26 protein-coding genes and 1 pseudogene are annotated in these 24,770 nt (G+C 56.5%); 18 read left to right on the top strand and 9 right to left on the bottom strand.

What is annotated here, in order from left to right:
- Positions 1-9 precede the first annotated feature (9 nt).
- Positions 10-3,069 (top strand): efflux RND transporter permease subunit, encoded by a 3,060-nt coding sequence (locus FBZ97_RS17035; protein ID WP_145321599.1) that lies wholly within the window; start codon positions 10-12, stop codon positions 3,067-3,069.
- Positions 3,069-4,310: an alpha/beta hydrolase gene (locus tag FBZ97_RS17030; RefSeq protein ID WP_246661790.1), complete on the top strand. Its 1,242-nt coding sequence runs from the start codon at positions 3,069-3,071 to the stop codon at positions 4,308-4,310. The genes FBZ97_RS17035 and FBZ97_RS17030 overlap by 1 nt, the downstream gene beginning before the upstream one ends.
- 149 nt (positions 4,311-4,459) lie before the next feature.
- On the opposite strand, the gene FBZ97_RS17025 is transcribed toward FBZ97_RS17030, so the two are convergent.
- Positions 4,460-4,996, bottom strand: a complete 537-nt coding sequence (locus FBZ97_RS17025; protein ID WP_246661789.1) for a hypothetical protein — start codon at positions 4,994-4,996, stop codon at positions 4,460-4,462.
- 557 nt (positions 4,997-5,553) lie between these two features.
- Here FBZ97_RS17025 and FBZ97_RS35065 point away from each other — a divergent pair.
- On the top strand, positions 5,554-5,688 hold the full coding sequence (locus FBZ97_RS35065) for a hypothetical protein (RefSeq protein WP_267903955.1): 135 nt from the start codon (positions 5,554-5,556) through the stop codon (positions 5,686-5,688).
- 46 nt (positions 5,689-5,734) lie between these two features.
- Here the strand turns inward: FBZ97_RS35065 and FBZ97_RS17020 are convergent, their stop codons facing one another.
- The 3 genes from FBZ97_RS17020 to FBZ97_RS17015 form a co-directional block, all read right to left on the bottom strand.
- Positions 5,735-6,697, bottom strand: a complete 963-nt coding sequence (locus tag FBZ97_RS17020; RefSeq protein WP_145321601.1) for a class 1 fructose-bisphosphatase — start codon at positions 6,695-6,697, stop codon at positions 5,735-5,737.
- Positions 6,698-6,829: 132 nt separating this feature from the next.
- Positions 6,830-7,003 (bottom strand): hypothetical protein, encoded by a 174-nt coding sequence (locus tag FBZ97_RS34440; RefSeq protein WP_173004553.1) that lies wholly within the window; start codon positions 7,001-7,003, stop codon positions 6,830-6,832.
- A 238-nt stretch (positions 7,004-7,241) separates the two neighbouring features.
- Positions 7,242-8,456: a pyridoxal phosphate-dependent aminotransferase gene (locus FBZ97_RS17015; RefSeq protein ID WP_145651014.1), complete on the bottom strand. Its 1,215-nt coding sequence runs from the start codon at positions 8,454-8,456 to the stop codon at positions 7,242-7,244.
- A gap of 109 nt (positions 8,457-8,565) precedes the next feature.
- Between FBZ97_RS17015 and FBZ97_RS17010 the strand changes: the two genes are divergently transcribed.
- The 9 genes from FBZ97_RS17010 (at position 8,566) to FBZ97_RS16970 (ending at position 15,845) form a co-directional block, all read left to right on the top strand.
- Entirely contained in the window at positions 8,566-9,435 is an 870-nt protein-coding gene (locus tag FBZ97_RS17010) for a LysR family transcriptional regulator (RefSeq protein ID WP_145321605.1), read from the top strand.
- A gap of 19 nt (positions 9,436-9,454) precedes the next feature.
- On the top strand, positions 9,455-10,222 hold the full coding sequence (locus tag FBZ97_RS17005; protein WP_246661788.1) for an aspartate dehydrogenase domain-containing protein: 768 nt from the start codon (positions 9,455-9,457) through the stop codon (positions 10,220-10,222).
- A 204-nt stretch (positions 10,223-10,426) separates the two neighbouring features.
- On the top strand, positions 10,427-10,810 hold the full coding sequence (locus FBZ97_RS17000) for a helix-turn-helix transcriptional regulator (protein ID WP_113353141.1): 384 nt from the start codon (positions 10,427-10,429) through the stop codon (positions 10,808-10,810).
- Positions 10,811-10,819: 9 nt separating this feature from the next.
- The gene (locus FBZ97_RS16995; RefSeq protein WP_145321609.1) at positions 10,820-12,625 is read left to right on the top strand and encodes a hypothetical protein; all 1,806 of its coding nucleotides are present in this window, start codon (positions 10,820-10,822) and stop codon (positions 12,623-12,625) included.
- A gap of 12 nt (positions 12,626-12,637) precedes the next feature.
- Entirely contained in the window at positions 12,638-12,856 is a 219-nt protein-coding gene (locus FBZ97_RS16990; protein WP_145321611.1) for a hypothetical protein, read from the top strand.
- A gap of 53 nt (positions 12,857-12,909) precedes the next feature.
- On the top strand, positions 12,910-14,043 hold the full coding sequence (locus FBZ97_RS16985) for a YcaO-like family protein (RefSeq protein ID WP_246661787.1): 1,134 nt from the start codon (positions 12,910-12,912) through the stop codon (positions 14,041-14,043).
- Between the two features lie 56 nt (positions 14,044-14,099).
- Positions 14,100-14,744 carry a TfuA-like protein gene (locus FBZ97_RS16980; protein WP_348642466.1) on the top strand — a complete coding sequence of 215 codons (645 nt, stop codon included), beginning with the start codon at positions 14,100-14,102 and terminating at the stop codon, positions 14,742-14,744.
- A gap of 63 nt (positions 14,745-14,807) precedes the next feature.
- The gene (locus FBZ97_RS16975) at positions 14,808-15,071 is read left to right on the top strand and encodes a hypothetical protein (RefSeq protein WP_210296314.1); all 264 of its coding nucleotides are present in this window, start codon (positions 14,808-14,810) and stop codon (positions 15,069-15,071) included.
- Between the two features lie 471 nt (positions 15,072-15,542).
- Positions 15,543-15,845, top strand: coding sequence for a hypothetical protein (locus tag FBZ97_RS16970; RefSeq protein WP_113420860.1), 303 nt, complete (start codon positions 15,543-15,545; stop codon positions 15,843-15,845).
- A 235-nt stretch (positions 15,846-16,080) separates the two neighbouring features.
- Here the strand turns inward: FBZ97_RS16970 and FBZ97_RS16965 are convergent, their stop codons facing one another.
- The 3 genes from FBZ97_RS16965 to FBZ97_RS16955 form a co-directional block, all read right to left on the bottom strand.
- Positions 16,081-16,329, bottom strand: a complete 249-nt coding sequence (locus tag FBZ97_RS16965; RefSeq protein ID WP_113420861.1) for a hypothetical protein — start codon at positions 16,327-16,329, stop codon at positions 16,081-16,083.
- A 149-nt stretch (positions 16,330-16,478) separates the two neighbouring features.
- Positions 16,479-17,324 carry a serine protease gene (locus tag FBZ97_RS16960; RefSeq protein ID WP_186449508.1) on the bottom strand — a complete coding sequence of 282 codons (846 nt, stop codon included), beginning with the start codon at positions 17,322-17,324 and terminating at the stop codon, positions 16,479-16,481.
- 438 nt (positions 17,325-17,762) lie between these two features.
- Positions 17,763-18,083, bottom strand: a complete 321-nt coding sequence (locus tag FBZ97_RS16955; RefSeq protein ID WP_145651011.1) for a hypothetical protein — start codon at positions 18,081-18,083, stop codon at positions 17,763-17,765.
- A gap of 275 nt (positions 18,084-18,358) precedes the next feature.
- On the opposite strand from FBZ97_RS16955, the gene FBZ97_RS16950 reads away from it, so the two are divergent.
- Genes FBZ97_RS16950 through FBZ97_RS16935 form a run of 5 tightly spaced genes read left to right on the top strand, consistent with a single transcriptional unit; the run spans position 18,359 to position 22,727 of the window.
- Positions 18,359-18,595 (top strand): hypothetical protein, encoded by a 237-nt coding sequence (locus tag FBZ97_RS16950; protein ID WP_113420864.1) that lies wholly within the window; start codon positions 18,359-18,361, stop codon positions 18,593-18,595.
- A 16-nt stretch (positions 18,596-18,611) separates the two neighbouring features.
- Positions 18,612-19,631, top strand: a complete 1,020-nt coding sequence (locus FBZ97_RS16945) for a DUF2169 domain-containing protein (protein WP_145321621.1) — start codon at positions 18,612-18,614, stop codon at positions 19,629-19,631.
- On the top strand, positions 19,628-20,686 hold the full coding sequence (locus tag FBZ97_RS34435; protein ID WP_186449507.1) for a hypothetical protein: 1,059 nt from the start codon (positions 19,628-19,630) through the stop codon (positions 20,684-20,686). Before FBZ97_RS16945 ends, FBZ97_RS34435 begins: the two co-directional genes overlap by 4 nt.
- Positions 20,683-21,678: a DUF4150 domain-containing protein gene (locus tag FBZ97_RS16940; RefSeq protein WP_162759642.1), complete on the top strand. Its 996-nt coding sequence runs from the start codon at positions 20,683-20,685 to the stop codon at positions 21,676-21,678. Before FBZ97_RS34435 ends, FBZ97_RS16940 begins: the two co-directional genes overlap by 4 nt.
- Before the next feature lie 32 nt (positions 21,679-21,710).
- Positions 21,711-22,727, top strand: a complete 1,017-nt coding sequence (locus tag FBZ97_RS16935) for a type VI immunity family protein (protein ID WP_145321623.1) — start codon at positions 21,711-21,713, stop codon at positions 22,725-22,727.
- A 116-nt stretch (positions 22,728-22,843) separates the two neighbouring features.
- On the opposite strand, the pseudogene FBZ97_RS34730 reads toward FBZ97_RS16935, so the two are convergent.
- Positions 22,844-23,023, bottom strand: a pseudogene (locus FBZ97_RS34730) (hypothetical protein); the annotation flags it as partial.
- Positions 23,024-23,271: 248 nt separating this feature from the next.
- Between FBZ97_RS34730 and FBZ97_RS16930 the strand changes: the two are divergent.
- The gene (locus FBZ97_RS16930) at positions 23,272-23,511 is read left to right on the top strand and encodes a hypothetical protein (RefSeq protein WP_113420868.1); all 240 of its coding nucleotides are present in this window, start codon (positions 23,272-23,274) and stop codon (positions 23,509-23,511) included.
- A 390-nt stretch (positions 23,512-23,901) separates the two neighbouring features.
- Here FBZ97_RS16930 and FBZ97_RS16925 read toward each other — a convergent pair whose 3' ends face one another.
- Positions 23,902-24,312, bottom strand: coding sequence for a barstar family protein (locus FBZ97_RS16925; RefSeq protein ID WP_186449506.1), 411 nt, complete (start codon positions 24,310-24,312; stop codon positions 23,902-23,904).
- Positions 24,313-24,770 lie beyond the last annotated feature (458 nt).

Genomic DNA, 24,770 nt, shown 5'->3' with positions numbered 1-24,770 from the left:
AAGATCCCCGTGAAAAAATTCAATCTGTCCGACTGGGCGCTCGAACATCGTTCGCTCGTCTGGTACTTCATGATCGTCTTCATTCTGGCCGGCGCCTTTTCCTATATTGGTCTTGGTCGCGAAGAAGATCCCGCCTTCACCATCAAGACCATGATCATTCAGGCCCAATGGCCTGGCGCATCGGCCGAGGAGGTGACTAAACAGGTCACCGACCGCATAGAAAAGAAGCTGGAGGAGCTGGATTCGCTCGACTATACGAAGAGCGAGACGGTTGCCGGCCAGACGACCATTTTCGTCGAGCTTCTGCCGACGACCAAGGCCAAGGATGTCAATGCCATCTGGATGCGGGTCCGCAACATGGTGGGCGACATCAAGGGAGATTTTCCAAGCGGCGTCGTCGGGCCGTTTTTCAACGATAACTTCGGCGACGTCTATGGCAATATCTATGCCTTCACCGGTGATGGGCTGACGCAGCGCCAGCTTCGGGATCTGGTCGAGGATGCGCGCGCGAAGGTGCTGACGGTTCCCAATGTCGGCAAGGTCGATATCATCGGCGCGCAGGACGAGGCCATCTATCTCGAATTTTCCACACGAAAGATCGCCGCTCTCGGCCTTAACCAGCAATCCGTCATCGACACGCTTCAGGCGCAGAACGCCGTCACCCAGTCCGGTTTCGTCGACGCCGGTCCTGAGCGCATCGCCTTGCGGGTGAGCGGACAGTTCACATCCGAGGATAGCCTCAGATCGATCAATCTTCGCGTCAACGATCGCTTCTTTCCGCTGACCGACGTCGCGACGATCAAACGCGGCTATGTCGATCCTCCTTCATCCCTATTCAGATTTAACGGGCAGCCGGCCATCGGGCTTGCCATCGGCATGAAGACCGGGGCAAATCTGCTTGAGTTCGGCAAGGCGCTCGACAAGGAAATCGAGCAGGTCACGGCCGATCTTCCCATCGGCGTCGACGTTCAACGCGTATCCGATCAGCCCGCCGTCGTCGATGAGGCCGTATCGGGCTTCACGCGCGCGCTGTTCGAGGCGATCGTCATCGTGCTTGCGATCAGCTTCATCAGCCTTGGCGTTCGGGCGGGCCTCGTGGTCGCCATTTCCATTCCGCTCGTGCTGGCGATTACCTTTCTCGTTATGGCCTATACCGGCATTTCCATGCAGCGTATTTCGCTTGGAGCGCTGATCATCGCCCTTGGCCTTCTTGTTGACGATGCCATGATCGCCGTCGAGATGATGGTAGCCCGACTGGAAGTGGGCGACGGCCTCAGAAAGGCGGCGACCTACGTCTACACCTCGACCGCCTTCCCGATGTTGACGGGCACGCTTGTGACGGTGGCGGGCTTCATCCCCGTCGGTCTCAATACTAGTGCCGCCGGCGAGTTCACCTTCACTCTCTTCGTGGTCATTGCCGTTTCGCTCCTGGTTTCATGGGTCGTCGCGGTGTTGTTCACGCCGCTTCTAGGCGTGACGATCCTTCCGAAGACCATGAAATCCCACCATGAGCAGAAAGGCCGCTTTGCGCGCGTCTTTGCCTGGCTCCTGAGCCTTGCCCTGCGTTGGCGCTGGATAACCATCGGCGCGACCGTGGCCGCGTTTGCCCTCTCCATCGGCGGGATGAGCCTGGTGCAGCAACAATTCTTCCCTTCCTCCGACAGACCTGAACTGATCGTCGACTGGAACCTGCCGCAGAACAGCTCGATTTCCGAGACGAACAAGCAGATGGCCAGGTTCGAACGCGAGATGCTGGCGAACAACAAGGATATCGATCATTGGACGAGCTATGTCGGGCAAGGCGCTCCTCGCTTCATCCTGTCCTTCGATGTGCAAACGCCCGACGTCTCGTTCGGTCAGACAGTGATCGTCACCAAGGGTCTTGACGTTCGCGACAAGGTCAAAGCCGAATTGCAGGATTATCTGACCAAGACCTTCCCCGGAACCGACGCTTTCGTGAAGCTGCTCGACATCGGCCCTCCGGTCGGCAAGCCGGTGCAGTACCGGATCAGCGGACCCGATGTCCAGAAGGTCCGGGACATCGCCCAGCAATTTGCGGGCATCGTCGGTCAGCATCCGCTGCTGTCCAACATGACCTTCGACTGGAACGAACCTTCGCGCGTCGTCAAAGTCGACGTTCTGCAGGACAAGGCGCGGCAATTGGGCGTCTCGTCCCAAGATATCGCAACGGCTCTGAACGGCATCGTCGAGGGAACGGCCGCAACCAATATTCGCGACGACATCTATCTGATCGATGTGATCGGCAGAGCCCAGACGGCCGAGCGCGGCTCGATCGAGACGCTGCAGAACCTTCTACTGGCCGGTTCGAACGGCAAATCCGTGCCCCTCTCGGCGGTTGCGAATTTCCATTACGAGCTGGAGCAGCCGACGATCTGGCGGCGGACGCGCATACCGACCATCACCATCAAGGCCGCAGTCGTCGGATCGACGCAGCCGGCAACGATCGTCAACGAACTGCAGCCGAAAGTCGACGAATTCCGCAAGACGCTTCCAAGCGGCTACCATATCGTGGATGGCGGCTCGGTCGAGGAAAGCGCCAAAGCGCAAGGGCCGATCGTGGCGGTGGCGCCGCTGATGCTCTTCATCATGGCGACGATCCTGATGATCCAGCTGCAAAGTTTCAGCAGGCTCTTTCTGGTGTTCGCTGTCGCTCCCACAGCACTTATCGGTGTCGTTATCGCACTTCTCTTCAGCAACGCGCCGATGGGGTTCGTCGCAATCCTTGGCGTGCTCGCTCTCATAGGGATCCTGATCCGCAATTCGGTGATCCTCGTCGTGCAGATCGAGCACCTTCGAAGCGAGGGCGTGCCGGCCTGGCAAGCCGTCATCGAGGCGACGGAGCATCGAATGCGGCCCATCATGCTGACGGCCGCTGCGGCAACGCTTGCGCTAATCCCGATCTCCAGGGAGATATTCTGGGGTCCGATGGCCTATGCGATGATGGGCGGCATCGTCGTCGGCACGGCTTTGACGTTGCTTTTCCTTCCCGCCTTGTACGTCGCCTGGTTTCGCATTCCCCGTGATGGCGCGCAGCACGAGGTGATTTGATGTCTGGCGTTCGAAAGGCGACCTGTGCTGCTAGGCGGCCATGTCTTTCTGTCCTGATGACCCTATCGGTATTGGCCGGATGCGCGGGGCGGCTGGAGAATGTTCTCCAGCCGGTCGCCACGGCGGGACCGGGCACCAGCACCGTGGACATGATGGTGGCGACGACACGCCAGCCGACCGACAAGCCAGGCGAGCTTTACTCCGGCGAACGTGGAACGGCGATTTCTCTCAACGATATCGTCGTCTCCATTCCTCCCGATCGAAATCGCAAGATCGGCGAAGTGCAATGGCCATCGCATGCGCCGGCCAATCCCGAAAAGGAGTTCGCTGTCCTCAAGGTCGGAAGGGTGGCGTCCGAGCGCAATATTTTCGAGTGGTTCAGCAAGAACCGCAATGCCAAGCGCCAGGTCGTCATCTTCGTGCACGGCTTCAACAATACCTATTCCGACGCGGTCTTTCGCTTCGCGCAGATCATTCATGATTCGGGAACCGACGCCGCGCCGATCCTCTTCACCTGGCCCTCGCGCGGCAATGTCTTCGACTATCTCTACGACAAGGAGAGCACGAATTTCTCCCGCCGGGCATTGGAGGATCTGATCCTGCAATCTGCCAGAAGCCCTGACGTCGGGGAAGTGACCATTCTTGCCCATTCCATGGGATCCTGGCTGACCGCCGAGGCGCTGCGCGGCGTCGCGATGCGTAACAAGACAATTCCGTCGAAGGTAAAGAATGTCATCCTGGCGTCGCCCGACATCGATATCGACGTCTTTCGCCGGCAGATGATCGAAATGGGGCCGCAGCACCCGCATTTCACGATCTTTTCATCGACAAGGGACAAGGCATTGCAGGTCTCGCGATGGCTCTCCGGCGGCGTCAACCGTGTCGGCGGCTTCGATTCGACACCTTATGCAGCCGATTTGGCTAAGCTCGGTATCACGGTCGTCGATACGAGTTCCGTTAAACCCGACGATGCGCTGGGCCATAATACGTTTGCGGACAATCGCGATATGGTCCAATTGCTTGGACGGCGGCTGGCAGGACAGTCGTTGGATACCGGGCAAACCTCGCTTGCGGATCGGGTCGGCATGGCGGCGGTGCGAACCGCGGGCCTGGCGGGCTCCGCAGCGAAAGTTGTGGTCGCCGCTCCCATGTCTATTGTCAGCGATGATGCGAGGCAGGTGCTGAAGCAGCAGCTTTCATCTGGCTCCTCGTCCATCGTCGATGGACGTATTTCCTACTGAGCTACGGTCGAGAGCCATTGTTCATGAGTGGATCAAATCAATCTGTCGATATTGAAGAGCGCGGCCGGCCCAAGCAGCAATCCAACTCCAATAGCAGCCGAAACGTGCCGAGATTAAACACACGCATGCTCGGCGGGAGCGCGAGAGATTTAATCGGCTACAGAGTTCACGACACGGCAGAGATTGTCGCTCATGTTGGGAGCGACTTGGCCCTGGGGCACCATGAAAAGCGCATCAACCCGGCTGCCCTTGCCACTCTTTCTGACGACGACGCGCAGGGTCTGAGGCCGACCCGAACCGGTCGTTTCCTGCTGCGCGGTTAGCGTGCCGAGCTGCTTCTCGACATTCACATCCACAAAACCTTCGGCCAGGACCGCCCGCGAAACCTTATCAAAGGCGACGGCTGGGCTGATTGACGGGAATTCCATCCAGGTCTTATAGGTCACGCCGGTTACAAGCGGAACGCCGGTGCTCTGATAGTGTTGCGAGCATGGGCTGGCGGCGGCGGGGCCGAGAGAAATAGTGGCTAACGCAAAAGCGTAGAAAGCTGTCTTATACAAAGCGAAAACGTCCTCTGTTGATGATACGACGATAGATCTATGGGGCAGGGCTAGGACAGTCGCGGTGGCCGACCCCACGTGCCGTGCTGCGGCGCGGTTCGTGGCGAAGGTGGCGATCAAGTTCATCTTTTCACCGATTCTATTGCCGACAGCATATTGGTGCGGCCTGGATCATCGGCCGACGTCAATGCGAGCGCCTTCTGAAAATCGGCCAATGCGGACCTGAAGGCCGATTTGCATCGATAAACTTCGGGCGATCGCTCCGTATATGTCGTTCGGCTCGATTAACCTCATAGGCAGAAGGTCGGACCTGATTGAGCCATCGCCTGGTGGATAGGATAAAAGGACCAAGCGCCGCGCTGCTTGCTTCTGTGTCGAACTCGATGGGAGCATCGTCACGCGATATACAATCGCAGTTGTTGTCGCTGACCCAAGCATGAAACCGATCGTTTTCGGGAAAGTCGAGTATTGAGAAATTGAACATGAAGGTCGAAGGCGTCCGGTTCACGGGAACTGTCTACTTTCAGGCCTATGGCCTTTGAGCGATAAATAGAGCAACCGGAGAATGTGGCAATGGGCGCGCGATCAAACGTTTTGCGTGTTCGCGCAAAATCTCGTTCGGAGCCGATTATCCAAACATCTGTGCCCTCGCCATTCGATGCAAGAAGACCATGACGGCATTGATGGCCGACATGCTTAAGGCGCTTTTACCGGAAGCCGCCGCTGCGCGCGTTGCTTCGATCCTCATGATACTTCTCGACGGTGCAACGATCGACGCGCGCGCTTTTCATAATCCGAGCATCGCGACAAAGGCGTAGAAGGGGAGCGGGTCCTCGCCCGTTCAAGCAGAATTCCGTTCGGTTGCTACACCGTCTCGACGGTCCGCTCGACACAATACGCCCGACTGATCTTCTCGACCTCCTGGCGCGAGCCAAAAATCACCGGAACCCGCTGGTGCAAGGAGGTTGGTTCGATGTCGAGGATCGCGGTCTTCCCGGCAATGGCGGAACCGCCCGCGGCTTCGACCAGAAAGCCGATCGGATTTGCCTCATAAAGCAGACGCAGGCGGCCGCCGGAGGCAGGCTTGCTTCGATCAGCGGGATAGAGAAAGATTCCGCCGCGGTTGAAGATGCGATGTGTGTCGGCAACCATCGAACCGACCCAGCGCATATTGTACCCAGGAGTTCCAATGGACCTGTCGACATATTCGGTAATGACGTCGTCCCAGGACGGGCGACGTGCCGCGTTAATCGCAAACTCCTTGGTTTCCGGAACGATCTCGGCATTCGCGGTCGTCATCACGTAGACGTCGTATTGGTCGAGCGTGAAAATCTGTACGCCATCTCCGATCGCAAGCACGAGATTGGTTTGCGGCCCGTAAGCCGCGTACCCCGCAGCCAACTGACTGCGGCCGCTTTTCAGGATCTCAGCCGCGGAGCTAGCCTCGACGATGGAAAAGATCGTTCCGACCGTTACGTTGACATCGAGATTGGAGGATCCATCGAGCGGATCGAAGATCATCGCATATCTGCCAGTGGGATGAATGAGCACTTCGGCATCGAGTTCTTCCGATACGGCAAATGCGACCGCCGGCGATTTACGACATGCCTCGAGCATGATCTCGTTGGAAAGTATATCGAGCGGTTTCTGCGTCTCACCCTGAACGTTGACAGCATCGGTCGCGCCTGTCAGGCCTGACAATGACGAGCTTCTAAGCTTGCCCGAAATCTGCCGGGTAGCCTCGGCAATATTGCGAAGGATGGCGACCATGTCCTCATTCAACAATGTTCCCTTATGGGCATCGAGATAGGCTTCGAATGTCGTCATCAATGTCTTTCTCCTGCGGAAGTGTATCGTTACGGAATCAAGCAGTGCCCGGCGGATGCCAACGCGGCCTGCGCCGAGGTCAAGCTTCGGATCTCCACACTCGAAACAGGCTTAATGGAGGAACGATCAGATCTACCACGCGGTCCGGGCGGTGCTGAGCGCATATGAAAGGCACGACGAAACGTGCGCGGCGAGGGGTTTGACGGTGATGGCGCAGTTTCCTGGACAGAACAGCTTATGCGCGTTCAGGTGCTTCAGCAGCTCATCGACAGTACGTTTGTCTGTAAGCGGAAATGAAATCGTCATTGCGCGTTTCCTGAGAACGGACAGAACAGCCTGAGGCAATTAGGGGTGATTTTCTTCGCGCCGCAACAAGAATTTTTTAATACGCAAATTAAAATCGATTAGCTTCGTATCTCGCTTTTTTAAAATCGATTTAAAAGCTGCGCGGTCGGATTTGACCTCCGCACGGAGCTCATGACGCGTGTTGTCGCCTCGATATCCGCGAGCAGGGAGCCTTCAAGCTATATTGCGGAGCTCTGTTTCATGCGCGATATCGATCGACAAGCGAAACGAGCCGCTCCACCGCGGCTACCGCGGCGGCGTGGTCCTGCGAGAAGTTCAGGCGCACACTGCTATCGCAGAAAGGGCTGAACTCGGTGCCGGGCGTCACGATGACGCTTGCCTGCAACCGGAGGATCCGCACGAAATCCTTGCCGCCGACGGCAAGGGGAGGCAATTGCGGGAATATATAGCTTCCTGCCTCGGTGATGCGAACCTTGATATCCTTGCCCGCGCGAAATAGCCCGAGGAGATCGTCCCGAATGGCCTCATGTTCGCGCACGCGCCGATCCATCCAGCCTTGCGGTTCGTTGAACCAAGTACGGAAAACCGCCTGACTATAGCCGCCGGCGCGCAACGATACGATCGCCTGCAGCTTTTCCATCCGGTTGATGATCGCCTTCGAGCCGAAGGCGACGCCCAAACGGTAACCGCTCAGCGACTCTGTCTTCGAGGGCCCCATGATGGTGATCACGTTTTCCGCGTCGACGGCTTCCGCGCGCAAATGCGCATAATCGACGCCGGAATAGAGCAGCCGCGAATAAAGCTGGTCTACGATGATGGTCGCGCCATAACGGCTGGCCAGCGATGCGATCGTCTTGATTTCTTCGCGCGAATAAACGACGCCGGCCGGGTTGTTCGGATTGGAAAACAGGAAAACTTTCGCCCCGGCCGCGAAGGCATCTTCCAGCTGGCCGAGGTCGAGACCCGCGCGCCCCTCGACATTCAGGTAGTCCATCTGAATGGGCATCATATGGCCCTCGCAGAATTCCACCAGCTTGCGGTTGGCAAAATAATCCGGCTGCACCACCGCGACCTTGTCGCCATGGGCGACGGTGGAGGCGACGGCGAGGAACAGTGCGCCCTGCGTGCCGGGCGTCAGTATCATGCCATCGGCTGGGTCGACCGGGGCGCCCGTGAAGCTCTCAAGACTATGCGCAAGCTGCTCGCGGATCGAGAGATCACCGCGGTATTCGGTATAGGCCTGCTTGCCGCCAGCCTCCACCCCAGCGGTGAAGACTTCGAAAGAGCCTGGTGTCGGCGTAAACGCATCGACGTCACCATGGGAAAAATCGACCTCACGTTCCGCCATCCGTTCACCCCGCAGCAGCGCTTCGATACCTTCGACCTGCTGGCGCACTTCCTGGCCTGGCGCGGCGTCGGTGCCCATGCGCTCGAACTTGGCTTGAATGGTCATTGAAACTCCTTTTGTCGGCGAGGGCGTAAGAATGGAAAGCTAGAATAGCCTGGATTTAAAGCAATAAAATATGCTTGCCAGTTTCTTCAGAAGATAGAAAATATATCTTATGGACACGAAATTCCTCGAAAGCTTCCTCATCGTCGCCGAATGCGGATCGGTCGCCGAAGCCGCGCGGCGCTTGAATATGACGCCGGCGGCGGTCGCTCAGCGCATAAGGGCGCTGGAGACGGAGCTCGGGCAGGCATTGGTTTCTCGCGTGGGGCGCACGGTCCGACCCACTGCGGCGGGACTTGCCGTGCAGCGCCACGGACCGGCGCTTGTGCGCATGGCAAGGGACCTGCGAGCAATAGCTGCGGGCGATCTCCCGAGCGGGCAGCTTCGCCTCGGTGCGACGGCGACGGCCATGACGGGTCTCATTCCCCAGATTACCGCAGCCCTCAGCGAGCGATTTCGGCAGATCGACTATTTCCTCCAGCCGGGTTCGTCTGTGAACCTCTATCATGCGGTTTTGTCAGGTGAGCTGGACGCCGCTCTCATCATCGAGCCGCAATTTCCCATTCCGAAAGCATTCGGCTGGTCGACCATCCGGCGCGAACCTTTGGTCTTGCTGGCGCCCGCGGACCTGGAAATTCACGATTTTCATCTGGCGCTTACGCAGCAGCCCTTCATTCGTTATGACCGCAATCAGTGGGGAGGCCAGATCGTCGATCGTTATCTGCGCCGCCATGCCATCAGCGTGCGCGAATGGGCGGAACTGGACGCGCTGGATGCCATTGCGGCATTGGTCGATCGCGGACTGGGCGTCGCGCTCGTTCCCGACTGGGCTCCGCCGTGGCCGGAGGGACTGCGTCTGCAAAAACATCGCATGGAAGATGGCGAGCTTCGCAATATGGGAGTGCTGTGGGCGAATTCCGGCCCACGGATTGCGGCCATTCGCGCGTTTGTCGAGGCCTGTGAAGGGATCTCCAAAACTTGAAATCCATGTAGGGGAAATGATGAGATATAGAACTATAGGAATTATCGGCGCAGGCGTGATCGGCAGGAGCCTGTTCGACTATGTCAGCAGTCTGGATGGGGTCGAGGTCGTTTATATTCTCGTATCCGACAAGGATAAATACGCGCGGAACGCCGCCATGGCTACGCTCGTCACGGATGATGCCGAATATGCGCTCGACCGGAAGGCGGACCTTGTGCTCGAATGCGCGACGCCGGCTCTTCTGGGTACGCTGGGGCCGGATATCCTTTCCCATTCGGACCTTTGCGGATTCAGTTGCTCCGCGTTGGCGGATCACACCGTGGAGGCGGCGATGCATGCGGCAGCCAGCAGGAGCGGACGACGCTTCTTCGTTCCCCACGGCGCCGTTCTCGGTCTCGATGGTCTGCGCGATGGTCGTGAGCAGATCGAAGAAGTAGTGATAACCACGACGAAAAGCGGCGCGAGCCTCGGTCAGCCGGCCGATGCCAGGGGAACGCTCTTCGATGGCTCGACCCGCGAAGCCTGCATGCGGTTTCCGCGCAACGTCAATGTCCATGCCGCCGTTGCCTTTGCGGGGATCGGTTTCGACCGTACCCGCAGCATCGTTGTCGCCGATCCCGATACGAAAACGATGCAGCACCATATAGCGGTTTCCGGCAGGGGTCTTGAATGGGATATTTCGGTGAGTTCGCAGTCGCTTGGCGGTGTGACCGGCTCCTATACCCCAGCCTCGGCCATCGGATCGCTGAAGAGAATTCTCGGCACCGATGTTTTCGCCAACGCCTGACATTGTACGGCAGCCGGGAACTGCTGCGATAAGATATCGCCGAGGCGGCTGCAACCGCCAAGAACGATTTCGCCATTGTCTTGATACGATGATCGGAAACGCCCTGCCGCTGTGTAAAATTGACTTTGAGTGTCTTGTTGGAAGATTGTGAATTCAAGGGAAACCTGCGAACATGAAAGCAGTTTCTCTTCTGGCGGTTCCCTCATGGACAAAAAAACCGATGCGATCGATGTCGAGGTTGGATTACGTATCCGATTGCGTCGGGAGGAATTGTCAATCGCGCAGGATGCATTGGCCGAGAAGCTTCGCATAAGCCCTCTACAGCTCGACAGATGCGAACGCGGCATCGAAAAAATCAGCGCTGGCCGCCTTCTGCGCATTTCAGAACTCCTCGCTGTACCGGTCATGTTTTTCTTCGAAAGTGCATCGGACGACGCCTTTCCCTCCAAGGAGGCGCTGGCCGATTTTCGACTTGCGAAGCATCATAAGGCCGTTCTGCGCACGGCCTTGTCCGGGATCGAGGACAAGCGTTTGCGGGCGAAGATCCTCGCTTTCGTGCAATCATCCGAACCCGACAACGAGCGCTGACCTGGCAAGATGACATTTCATTTAACGACACTCGGCAGCTGCGCCCTTTATGATGAGATGGGCGATCGCGTGAACGTGCCGAAGCAGGCTCTGCTCATGCTGGCCTATCTCTACGACCGTCGGCAGCCGATGCCGCGGAAAGATTTGGCGGCTTTTCTTTGGTCCAGCAATCTTCAGGCCGCCGGCGCCAATTTGAGGTCGACCCTGCTGCGTTTGGCGACTGCGACGTCCAAATCCCCCCAGCCGCTGATCGGCGGTGTCACGACGGACATTACGTTGAACTTCAACGCGTTGCGGTGCGATCTGGATAGCATCGAAAATGCGTCCGGCCTTGCCAAGCTTAGCGTGCTCGCCGATGCCGTCGCCAAGACGTTTCTACCGGCTTACGGCAATGGCTCCGGAGCTGTGGCTGCCTGGGTACGCGATGTTCGGGCACGGTTTGCACGGGAGCTGCGAGCAGAATTCTTCAAGGCGATGAGCCAACCTTCCTTGTCTCAAAATCGCGGCGAATTGAAGCGTGCAGCCATGCTTCTGCTGGACTGGGACCAGACCGATGATGAAGTCAGGGTCGCGCTCGGTGAAAAAATCACCTCCTACAGTCAGTTGATTAGCGTAACGAGAGATCCGAATCCCGGCCCGTCGGCTCAGGATACGATTGCGATCACCGACAACGCAGTGCCACGTATCGCTCTCCTTCCTCCCGAGACCCTGGAGGATTCGGAGCGTGCCGGATCGGTCGCCAATGCTGTCATCGAAGACCTGACGATCAGTCTTTGTGTCGATCGAAGCGTATCCGTAGTCGCGCCCTATACCGCTGAGCAGATTCGCTCCTCAAGCGACAAGGCCGGACTTCTCAAGCAACATAATGTTGTCTACGCGCTCGATACCAAGAGAACGGGCGACAGCCTTTTCGCGCAGCTGATTTTCATGCCGCGCGACGAGATTGTCTGGGCGACGCGCGTTCAGCTGGACAATGCGGCCATAACAGAACAGCGCAACGCGATTGCCACTGCGATCCAGCATTCCATCATCGAGCGTGTGGGAGCCTTCCACCACATCGTTTCTGACTTTAGCTGCAAGCCGGAAGCCTATTTTGCCTATCTCGAGGGCGTACAATGTCTGTCCCGCCTGAGCCTTCAGAATGTCCGTCGCGCGCGCAAGCATTTTAAGGAGGCGCTCGAGCACGAGCGGGGGTTTGCAGCGGCACTTGCGGGCATTGCCAGAACCTTGACGATGGAATGGGTTCTGACGGCGCGCGGCGATGGCGATCTATTGCATCAAGCGGAAAAAATGGCGGCCGATGCAATCCGGGATGACAACCAGTTTGCCGGAGGCTTCAAGGAAATCGGCGTCGCCCGGCTCTACCGCGGAAATATCGACGGCAGCCTCGAGGCCTTGTCGAATGCCGAGAACCTAAGCCCGCACTATGCCGATGTCATTTGCAGCCACGCCGACAGTCTCACCCATGGCGCCAATCCGAAAGCGGCATTGGAGAAGGTCGTAACCGCTCTCGATCTTAATCCGCTTGCTCCGGACTACTATTACTGGACCGCAGCAGGAGCGAGTTATCTCCTTGGGGAGTATACAGAAGCATTAACCTATCTGGATAGGATGAGAGATCCGGTACCGGCAAGCAGGCTTGCTGCGGCAAGCTGGGCAATGCTTGGCGATCCTGCCAAGGCTAAGACCCATCGACTGCGCGCTCTGCGCGACAATCCGAATTTCGATCTTGAGGCATGGCTCGCCATGGTTCCACTCAAGGAAAAGTGGCAGACAGATCATTACAGGGAAGGCCTGCAGAAGGCCGGTTTTTGAGGGGAAGAGATTATGGCAGGTGTAGTTCTGATTGGAATCAAGGGTGAAAAGGGGCTTTGGCTGGCTGACCTCGAAAAGGGGACTGTCGTTCGATATACGCGGCGGTTGTCGGGCGATCTGGCGAAGGCTGAAGCTTGGCGGGCCAAAGGGGTCAGAGTTGAGAAAGATGTCGATTTCGCTGTGGCGCTGACGTCGGCAAGCGTCGCGGCGTCAGGCCTCCTTGAAGGCTAGGCACTCGTCGATCGGTGTCAAGCAACTTTAGAGCACTCCCGCCTGGCGAAACCTTGTCGAGGGTTTGGCCCTATCTGGGACGACTTGGCATAACCCGTGTTGGCCGCCAGACCGAGCTCGATCGCATAGGTATTCCCGTTTGGTGCGCCTATGCCCCGAATTCGAGGGCGATCGTCATCGCTCAGGGAAAAGGTCTGGACGACGTTTCCGCGAAGACATCCGCGGTGATGGAAGCGATCGAACGATCGGTCGCGACCCAACCCTATTGTTCAACGCTCATGGCAAGCCAGAATGAGCTTGCCGCAAGTGGCCATGCCACAGATTGCCTGGAAGATCTGCTGGCGATCGGCGCGCAACCGATAGAGACCATGGAACAGATCAGATGGTCTCAAGCCCACGATCTGGCAAAGAACGCCTCGATATTCGTACCTTTCGAGGCCATTCATCTTGACCGGACGCATGTCAGCCCGCGATTTTGGGTATCATCGGATGGACTGGCATCGGGGAATACTTGGCACGAGGCAGTCCTGCACGGGTTGCTGGAGCGGGTAGAGCGGGATGCTTGCGTCCTCTGGAATATTGGCGATCCGGCGTGCCGGCATGCGCGCCGGATCGATCCGCATAGCATTGAAGATGAGGGTATTCGCGAGATGCTGGAGAAGATTTTCTCGGCCGACTTCGATCTCGCCCTTTTCGATGTGACGAGCGATCTGGCCGTTGCCTCCATCGTCGCGTTGCTGCGGCCGAAAGGCGATGACGGCTCGCTCAGATATGTCGACTTGACCATGGGGGCAGGGGCATCCTTGTCCCCCGATGTGGCAGCAGCCCGAGCCATTTCCGAGGCCGTGCAGTCGCGGATGACCTTCATCGCCGGTGCCAGAGATGATCTTGTCCAGGAGCTGTTCTCAGGCCGCGCCGATCCCGACCATCTGCAGTCGTTTCAGGCGCGATGCACGACGAACCTGAACGAACTGCCGACGATGTCGGCCACGTCGGCGCAAGATGCGCTCGACCAGCTTGTCGAGACGCTTTTGGAATGCGGAGTTGACCAGCTTTATGCCATCGAGCTGGCACCTGAATGGCTACCGGCATCGGTCGCAAAGGTTTTCGCGCCGCAACTTGAGCATCCAGACGGGGATCGCCGCATTCGTCTCGGCAGCCGCGCATTGTCAAAGGGTTTCCTATGAAAGTGATCTTCGTGGGTCCGAGCCTCCCCGATGCAGAAACGTTCGCCGATGACACAATGGTCATACGGCCGCCGGCATCCCAGGGCGACGTTGTCAGAGCACTTGAGAATGGCGCGACCGCTATCGGTCTTGTCGACGGCCAGTTCGAGTTCGTCGCGCCAGTCTGGCACAAGGAGCTGCTCTTTGCCCTATCCCAGGGCGTTCCCGTGTTCGGAGCAGCCAGCATGGGAGCGCTCCGCGCGATGGAGTGCCAGGCCTACGGCATGGTCGGCATCGGGAGGATATTCGGTGACTATGCCTCCGGGCTCCGGGAGGAGGATGCGGATGTCGCTCTCCTTCATGGTCCAGCGGAATTGAGCTATCCCCCTTTGTCGGTGCCGTTGGTCAATGTCGATGCGACACTAGAGACTGCGATTGACCAGACCATTATCGGCAAGGAAGAGGCTCTGCGGCTCTCCCGGGCGGCACGACGCCTGTTCTTCAAGGATCGGACCTGGAGACGTCTTGCTGAAACCGCCGATATGGACATAGGGCAGGTGAGGGCTCTCGTCGCAAAAGCATGGACTGATCAAAAGCGCGACGATGCCATAGCTCTTATACGCGCCATTGCCGAGGCACCGTTGCTGGCACCTATAACGGACTGGTCATTCAATGCAACTCCGCTGTGGCGCAAACTTTTCCCACAATTTTACCGTATATAATTTATTCCAAAATACAGGCACTGCGTGTGCAACGCTTTTGCAACGCACCGTGTCGATCGAAATATGCCAATCTACCCCAACGAAATCATTTGTTGGGGCTTAAAAGTGACTGATTTTGAAAGACAGGAACGCCAGGGAGAGATTTTGGCGCTTGCAAAAATGATGCAATATGCCGGAGGCGTCGCAAGTGAGCTGAACGCATCGCAGGCCGTATTCCTTATAAAAGCAGCACAAGCTGCTCTTCTTTCGCTTTTGGAAACCGAGTTCCCGATGCTGTCCGGCGAGCATCTAAACGAGCTTGTCGGCGACGCACATGGTCACTGTTAGCAGGCTCTGGTCTTTCTCTTATCAACGATTGATGTCGCGCTGACACACGGAAACTTCGAGAGATCCAGTTTGCTGAGACGAATACTAACCAAGGTGGGATGGTCCGTGAGAAAAGTAAGCTCCACCGATACGGCAGGCATCGTCGCGGATTTCAAAGAAGGGAATATGAGGGTTGCGTTCTTAATATTTGGAGCAATCATCGCTGCATGGCTTGCGATTGCCTACAATATCTGCCGTTCGCTGAACTGGCTCTGATCCAAGGCTGAGAATAGGGATCGCGAGGCGACCCCGATCACGCCGGCGAGACAATCGTTGATAGTGCCTATCGCTGTCGCAATCTCATGCTGCTTGATACCGCCAAGTGTGCTGGTCCACCCCCAAGCTTTATGGGCACGGTCAATGGCGGAAAGAACCTAGGAGAACTCGGCCGGCATACGTGGGGTTGCCAGCAGTCTCGCGGTGGAGATGATGATGGAAAGGTTGAAACGCCTCGCAAAAGGCGCTTTGTCGCAAAGCGAGCTCGAAGTCATAAAACGGGTGTTCGACTTAGCTACGACGCAGAGCTGGTTCGATGACGCTGAATACAGCCGTGAAGGCTTTGCCGTCGCGCTGATCGACCTGTTTCGATGTGGAATAGTCAATCCGACCCAGCTGGAAAAGATCGCGCTGTTCTGGGCATTGAGCGACTTTTCCCAGACAATGTCAAGCACTCAGCGAGCTAAGCTGAGATCGCTCTACGGCGGATGCGAGATAGAGAGAGAAGTTTCCTGTTGAAAGGAGCCTAGGCCCTGTTGACAAAGTCACCGACCTAGTCCGAACTTGATCCTACGATAATGCTTGCGCTCGCCTTCTTCGAAAAAAGGAAAGCGAAGTCCCAAAACACCGGGTATGCTGGGGTGCCCGCGCTGCAGCCAAAACGATTCACTGGTGCTTGCTGAATCAAGGTAACCTACACTTGCGGTCGAATAAGCTCGCTATCAAAGCATTAGGCAGCGAACCCATAAACGGGTTACCTAGCGGAATGCACATCGTCGTCTGGTAGATCGGATAAATCGACGTCACCGATGGGCGGTAACTTGGTTCCGCACCACGGGCAGAAGGCGATCTCAATCACGCTGCTGCCACCATCATGGACGATGATGCCATACCCCCCACGGATTTGATCAATCAAGGCGTCCGGGCAGTCCAAGCGATCAGCGTGCTGTTCGCAAGACTGGTTCAGATCGGCGGCCATTCTACTGCAACAATAATCGGTCATGGGCTTATCCTGCGCGAGCGCCAGGAAAAAGGAAGGGTTCCTTTTGGGGCCAGGGCTGCTTCAGAGTTGGCATGTGCCGATATCATTTGACCAACTTCGGGTGGCACATGATCGAGCCGGTGTTGCCCATTCACCATCGCAACCAAGACTCATTCTCCTGCAAGTTTGTGCACGGCTGCGACAAGTTCCGGTTCGAAGCCGACGGCAAAGGTATAGCAGCGCTTTGGGTTGAACTTCGTGCAGGACGCACTCATCGAACTCATGACGCCAACTGCTTCCAGACCTTGAGGCCCTTGGCGGAGCAACGCCCCACCCGACGCACCATGGCCGGAGGAACAATCTGTGCGAATGCCACTGGCGGCGACGCCATCAATATTGTCGATCGCACGTATCCTACAATCCGTGAGAATTCGCTCGTTCCAGTCGTCGGGAAGAAAGTTGTCCTGGCGAATAGTGGCCATTGTGATCTTTTCGCCCGCAGAAACAGGCTTTGAAGGCATATGATACGGCTCGAACTCGGTCACAGGTTCGGATAGTCGCATCACAACCCAATCAAAGCGGTCCGTCAGCGAACGTTGCTTGGCATCGGGATAGAGGAAAGATCGAACATCGACCTTGTGCCATGTCGACCCTTTGCCGTCGCTCACCTCAAAGCCACAACGCGTTATCGACATCCGACCAGCGTAGCCGCCCATGCTCGCTTCGGGAAAAAGAACATGTCTTGCGGTGACGACAATATTGGACTTGAAAATAAGGAAGGCGCTAGCCTCGCCAAAGGGGCACATGATCCGGCCCGTCGCACCAAACGTCTTGCGGGCCTCATCCGGCGACATGCTGTGTGATTTGGCATACTCATCGATTGGATGCCGATTATCGCCGCCAATGGCTCCTGCTTTGGCGTAAGAAGATCCGAGGATCAATACAAGTATGATTGCGAATAGTTGCGGCAGCTGCCGAGCAACGATTGAGAGCGACCCCATTGATAAACGTGACATGTCTGGCTTTCCCTCCCGCTTCTGTTTGGACCGCGACGCCAAAACCATTCTTCGGATATCCCGCCCGCTAGATCTTCTTGATACAACTACACCGGGCGCAGGTCCAGCAGTCGCTCAACGTGGCTAAGGGTATCGAAGACGAGACGGGCAAACATCGTCGTTTGGCCGTCGCTATTCGAACGCCGTTGGCGTGTCCTACTCGGATCATCAATGATGGCGATCAACGGTCGCATCCAGCGGGAAGGAGAGGTCGTCCATCTGGTCGCGTAGCAGCTATTCGACCTGTCTGGTGATCTGTTCGGCTTGGCCGTTGCGGACTTCCTTGTCGACATTGGCTTAACATTGGCGAATAGAGCAACGTTTACTTCGACGACGGTAGCATTCTATTCCTCAGATAAAGGAACGTTCGCTCTACACAGAACCAGAGAACGGCCGCAACTACCAAGCTCGCGACCAGATAGACCACAAAGCCGCAACTGCCTTGCAGGTTTTCTTCCACGACGATGAGGCGCACAACTTGGAAAACAGATTTGTGTGAAGGTAAAGGCTGTAGGATAGCGTTGCGACAATAGCGGCACCAGGTATGGGCCAGCGAGTTAGAACATGCTCAAGATCGAGCATGGCGCAGAAAATCAGCGCGATGCCGATCGAAATCAGCGGAAATCCCGCGACCGCACCGAGCTGCGCCTGAAACACCGGCAAAATGCCTTGTCCCGCAAGCCGTCCCCAGTCCATGAAGCAAATGAGCGTTGCGGTCACAAATATCAGACCCAAAGGTAGGGAAACTTTCGCTGGCGATACCGGCTGCAAAGCTTGGATTTGTACAAGCGGGCAGCCGCAAGCACCATCCCGAACAACAGCCCATCGAGGCGGGTGTATGACCCAGGACGCATACCGAAGCATCTCGCTGGCAGATTATTCAATTGCTTGCATTTATACAGCGTCGAGATCTTGAAATCACCCCTTGGTGCCTATTTCAATCCTCGTCGTATGGTTGTGAAATGAATGCGATATGTCGTGATGGAGTTATTGGGATGAAGAATTTCAAGGACACTGGACCTTTCCTTCCCGTCGATATCGACTGGACGGCGCTTGCAGCCTTGTCAGAATTCATAAAATTCGATCCCGCTGCACGCTCGTTGACGATCGAAATCGGGAAGTCCAGTGCCACGCTGTGCGAAGACGGCACGATCAAGCTCACTGGTAGGCGTCTAATCCAGGATGTCTCGGAAGACATCCATCTACTGGCAGGACGGATCGAGCTGAACTAATCACAGGTGGGGCCTAATGTGGCAGGTCGATAATAAGACGCCCTTCGCCACCCTTGGATATTTTGTTCGAGACCGCGACGGTTTCGAACATTGGGTTGTGGCCCTGCGGGCAACGTTCAACATTCGAGATGATGGCCTGGTTGCTCTGAGCGAAACGCAAGAATCCGTTCATATCGCACCAGCGTATGCCGACGACAAAGCCGGGGAGTTGTTGGCGGAATCGGATATCGCGCCATTTAGGCCCAAGGTTGACCTGACCGTCAGCGGGGCCGCCGTTGCGGTCAATCAAGCTCCTTTCCGGGAGCTTCCGATCAGCCTCACCGTTGGCAATTTTGAGAAGAAAGCTGTCGCCTTCGGCCGACGCTGGCTCAAGCGTAAAGGGGGCAACGCCGGATGGAGCTTCGAGGCCAGCGAGCAAACCATCACCGTTCCCTTATCATGGTCTATGGCGCTCGGGGGCGCGGATGCGTTCGGGGGAGATAAGGTCTACCCGCTCAATCCGATCGGCAAGGGCTGGTCCACCAACTACGACGATATTTGGCCCGACACACCACTTGAGCTTGCCCAAATCGAGGACCCTGCGCATCCTTTTGATGTGAAACGCTTGCCGTCGCCTGTGGGATTTGGCGCGATCCAGCCAGGATGGCAGCCGCGACTAGTCCATGCGGGCACCTATGATGGAGAATGGGAACGCGGGCGAGCACCTTTGTTGCCACTCGATTTTTCTGAACAGTTCCATCAAGCCGCTCCTCCAGATCAGATACTTGATATCAAGGGTGGCGAGCCTGTCACTGTGGTCGGGCTCAATGCTGAGGGTCCCTATACCTTCATGTTGCCCCAGATCATCTTCGAAGCGGTGACTCGTATGGGCATGCGGCGTGATAGCCATCGACTACGGCTGATCGGAGTTCATATCGAAGCGACCAAGAAGCGATTGTCCATGATCTGGAATGGCAGCCTGCCATGCTCTGACGACATGAGCGTTGACGGATCGATGGTGATGTTCAGGCAGATGGCAGGGGTGAGGCTGCGGTGACCCAGGATGCCATCGTCATCACTGCTGGCCTTTGTTGCCCGCTTGGCAAAAACTTCGAGGCTGCGACAGTGGCGTATTCGAAGGGCGAGAGGAGTCTTGAGCGCGATCGGTCCCTTGTTGGTCACGACGGTGACCCGATAACACTTTCCTACGTCTTTGCCCCCGCAGAGGAGCGTGACTACGAACGGCGTTTGCTGAACTTGCTCAAGAACGCATTTACCGATTGCCTCTTGCGGGCAACAAGTTTGCACAATGTCGGCCCATTGCGCTTCGGACTGATTATCGTGCTGCCGCGTTGGCTGAACGGGCATCCGCTGACCACACGATTAGCAGCGGCCTTTTCGGCGGATTCCGAAGTGCACATCTCCCATCAATGGTTCTGTTTTGGCGCTCAAGCCGAGGCGTTGTGGATGATTGATCTGGCGCGACAGGACATCGCCAATGGTAAGGCCGATGTCGTGTTTGTTGCAGCACTTGACAGTCATATCGACACGCATTTGCTGGACCGATTGGCAACGGAAGGGAGGGCATTCGGTTCAGGTCAGCCGCATTGCTTGGTCCCCAGCGAGGCTTGCACCGTCATTGCCGTAGGCAAAAGCAACCTACGTCTGGAAACCAGCGCTGAAATTCTGGGCTTTGGTGTCGGCGAGGAAGCAGCGGGCGGCAAGCCAATCGGAATTCGTGGTCGCGGACTTGGTAATGCCTTGCGAAGTGCCGCCAGAGGGCCCGAACAATCTGCTCCGGTGATGCGTGCCATGGCTGATTTAAATGGCGAACGCTGGCGAGCTGAACATTATGGCGCAGGCATCGCCAGTTTTGGCAATGGTTTCGGCGAGGCTTTGCTTGACCCTGAATGCTATGCGCTTGCGATGGGCGATGTGGGCGCAGCAGCAGGTGGTGTCATGGTTGCGCTGGCGCTCGGGGCCATGCCATCGCCTCGTGGCCACCCGGCTCACAGCGAACCCATCAAATATCCGACACTGCTCCTTGCCACCAGCCTTCGCGGGCGATCGTGCGCTTTGATGCTGGCGCATGCCAGGAGGAAAGAAGCATGAGAGAAACTGTTGGTATCAACGGCCTGACCCTATGTCACAAGCATTCAGACGGATTTACCCGTTCGACGCTTCCCGATGTCTGCCGCAGCCCACAGTCACCTGTTCCCTACACGAATGTCGCCTATGCACGTGATCTTGCGGACGGCACTACGACTGTGTTTTCGCATGGCGGGGCGATGAATGGTGTCAAAGGTTCGAAATTCGCCATCTCCTTTGGTGATGAGCCTGGAGTTGGGCTCGGAGTCAAATCGGGCACGGTGCAGGCGGAAGCAACATGGCTGAGTTGGTCGCCGAATGTGTTCATGGAAGGTCGCGCCGTCACCCGGCTCACCGACAAAATGCTGATGAACCATGGGAACACGATTTCGGCGGGAGGATATTATACGGGAAAGGTCGAAGGCGAAGCCCGTGAAGTCCTCGAAAAAATGTGTGAATTTGCCTGTAAGTGCAAGGCGGAAGGCAAGCTCACGCAATCCTGCATTGACGACAAAATGCAAGCCTGGGCTGACGAGACCGGGCGCAACGTCACACCAAACGGTGCTTACGAAAAGGGTACAAACGGCAAGTGGCAGAAGCGTCTCGATGGCGATGGCAATCAGACGAAGGGTGGCCCCAGAGGCCATAAACGACCGGACTATACCGACCACGACAACAATACCTTCGGCGAGAACAAGCTGCCCGGTGACCGTTATCGCGGTAATCAGGATGAGTTATATGATCAAATAGAAGAAGAGACTGAACAGAAACGCCATGATCTCAATTTCAAAGATTGTGATTGCAATGCCGGGGAACCGAGTCCGGTGACGCAGCCTGCAGCGAAACCCGAAGAGAGCCGCAGCTTTGCGGAAAACCATCCTTACATTTTTTGGGGAGGCGTGGGCGCTGCGGCTGTCGGTGCAGGAGCACTTACCTGGTGGGCTGGCGGCTCGGGCGGCGCGGCGGTATTGGCATTGTTCGGCGTTGGCGGAACAACGGCGCTGGCAACACAGTGATGCATTCTTAGAGTGAAGACAGGACACTGATCATGGCGACTTACGATGAGGCGATGGCCGCGTTCAAAACCATTGACGATCTGGTCAATCTAACCATTGTCGACCAGCGCGGAAATCCGAAGCTTCAATTCGGCTATGTGCTCAAACTCTACTTTAAGCGGGCCTACGACAATGACGTGCGAGAGAGATTGATCGCGCTCGTTGAGGACTATGGCAAGCTGTTCAAAGGCAGCATCACCCATTACATGCCGTATGAGGGCAAACGCCTAAAGCCGACCAAGGGGTTCGACTATGTTGCGTATTTCCGCAACCATATGCTGAGCATTCCGCCAGATGAGCGCGTGGAAGGGTTTGATGCCGAGCTTTACGGCTTTCCCGACGCCATCGATAAGGATGAGCCGACCCCTTATCACATTGGTGTCGTCGCCAGCCCTGCAATCGATGAAATGAAGTTGGGCAACAAGGATAATGCGCTCGGCCGACTGGAAGCCTATTTTCCCATCAACTGGGCGGAGGGCGATTATCATAAGCTGTTGGAGCTGTTGCAGCGCTGGGCCGAAATCGGCCAACCCATTCATGGCACGTTTGGTTTTGGACTGGTCATGGAGGAGGGCGGGCCTCGCGGCCCAGATATGCCCACTGCCTTCCCCTTCCTGAAGCGCTTCATCGGCCTGGATTATCCCGATCGCAGCCTTTGGAAAGTTCGCAGTGGGGATGCGGAAACGCCAGTCATCCGATCTATCAACTGGCTGTCCCTGATCGACACTATGCGTGCCGATCTCATCGGTGGAGCAGACACGATCCGGAAGGAGCTTGGACCGTCCTGTCCGGTCTATTCCTTTAATGGTGGCATCATCATCCAGGCTGGTCCGAAGCCGGAGATCGGTGATTTCAATCAAGGCGAGAGGCTGGATGACTATCGCGCTGTGGCCCGCGTGTTGAAACCTCTACGGTTCGAGGCGTTTAAAAGACTTGGTCTATTCAGAGACCTCCCCCCGAAATTCGATGACCGCGACGAAACCCTGAAGTGGTTGAGACGGTTTGATTGAGAGCATGGTGGGATCCTGCCGATAATGTAGGCCCACACAGAAACAAGGAAAGCCCACTTGGCGATGAAACTCTGTCTGTCGGCTTCCCGCCAAAATTACGATGCTGGATAGTCGACTTAAGATCGGCTGTTTGGAGCCGCATAGAGGTCACCCGCCCATGGCCTTGGCGTTCTTGGGCAGCTCATGCGCCCACCGACGAACGGTACTGCCAAACCCTCGGAGAGCAGGGTCTGCCCGACATCTCGGCCGTCAACGTTCAGGATGCCGCAGCTCTGACCCTAATTGCACCTGTCAGTTTCGTTCCCGTTTATTCCCCTTTGATCGTAGAAGCGAGTCCCTACGTTTAGGCTAGTAATGACCACAGCTATCGAGAAGCGGTCGCGTCGCGTGCCCCCCGTGGCAGCATGCTAATCGGCTCGGGCTGGCCACCTCGAATAGCGATGCGGCGTTTCACTCTGTCGTTATTCATTGACGCGGACATCCTTCACCACAATAAGGTCAGCCCGATAAACGCGGTAAGCACGTGCGAAGCCATAATAGGAGTATGAGAGTGACTGAACCGACAGTAGCAGATGTAATCGACCGCATTTATGAGTCGCTCCAGGCCGACAATGCCGACATCGATTTGCACATTGCGACCCTTAAGGAAGCCCTTACTCGGGCAGGTTTGAAGGAAGCCGTTTTCGATCCGAGCAGACTCGCGCATGGCAATCGTTCTGGCAGGAAACTTATGCAGGCCTACTTTCGGCAGCGTGGTGTGACCGTGAAATTCGCCACCTCGTGACGGGGTGCCGATCTCGATTCTTTCCAGCGTAGTGCGGTTGGGCATTCTACCGGCGAATTCCCAGCGACTTTAAGGAAGCGTGTGCTTCCTCCATCGCTTCGACGGCCGACGCATAGAGTCCTGACGCCTTTATCCTTTGCCAGAATCCGTCAGGCCATTGGCCTTCATCTTCGCTGGCGGGACCGAAAAATCGCTCTAAGGAAAATCTAAACAGACCGTGCTCCTCGCTCTGCTTGACGATAACGCGGAGTGAGGCTGTCTCGCCAGGGAATATTTCCAACGATTTCCCGGCTCAAGATCTAAACGTGGCGCTTCGGTCATTTGGATTCTCGCTTCAGCCGTTGATGCCGTTCGGTTTAGGCGACCGAGACCTCACCTTGTTGTCCCTGCCTAAAGAAGTCGCAAATCAACGCTATACCTCTCATTCTTTCCTGGCCTGTGGCGCTCGAAAATCTCAACGATATTGTCGAAGATAGTCGGACCTTCTCCTCTTCTTGCCGTCCGGATCTGTTTATTTATTTGCCTTCGAGCGGTCGGATGGCATTGCTCCCGTCGCGCCTCCAACGTGCGGATTGTTTCTTCGTATCCGAGCAGAAACCTCGATGTTTGGTGATGATCCCATAGAAGCACGCAACCTTCCTCGGGTGTTCCGAATCCGCCGCCAAGCATGTCGTCCAGCCCGTCCAAGTGATGTTTCCAATCAATGACATCAGGAAAAAGCTGTCGCGAAATCTCGCCAAAGAAGTCGTCTAGATTTTGTATTTTCTTTCCATCAATTCGAAATTCTATTTTCGTTTTCATATCCATCACCCAGAGCACTTCGTCGGGGCCAGATTGCGAATTTAAGACAGCTGACCTGCGATAGAAACTTGGAAATACAGACGGCTTCAGCCAATTCTCACCATAGGCCTCACGATCTCAACACCCATCCAAGGCTCTGATCTTTGATATTAAAGTTTTGCCATACGTGTAAACAGTCTGGACGTCGGCATGACCACGACACCGCTTGCCTTGTGTGGTTTCATATTCGTATGAGACCCTGACCTCGTCGTGATCGCGCAAAACGGTGCCAGTAAGCCTAATAAGCCTTCGTCGCATGCAGATAATCGAACGTATTCTCCGAGCCAGCAAAGCGAAGATGTAAGAGCTTTCCAGTGGCATCGTTGGAGAAGCTAACCCAAGTGCATCACGCCGGCGTTTAGGGTAGGGGATTACGCCTCTTCCTGCAAATATGCCATGAACACTTCAGCTGGGGTTCT

Origin of the sequence: Rhizobium sp. ERR 942 (assembly GCF_007828395.1) — a bacterium.
GTDB classification, from domain to species: Bacteria; Pseudomonadota; Alphaproteobacteria; order Rhizobiales; family Rhizobiaceae; genus Rhizobium; species Rhizobium dioscoreae.
This window is presented reverse-complemented; position numbering and strand designations above follow the sequence as displayed.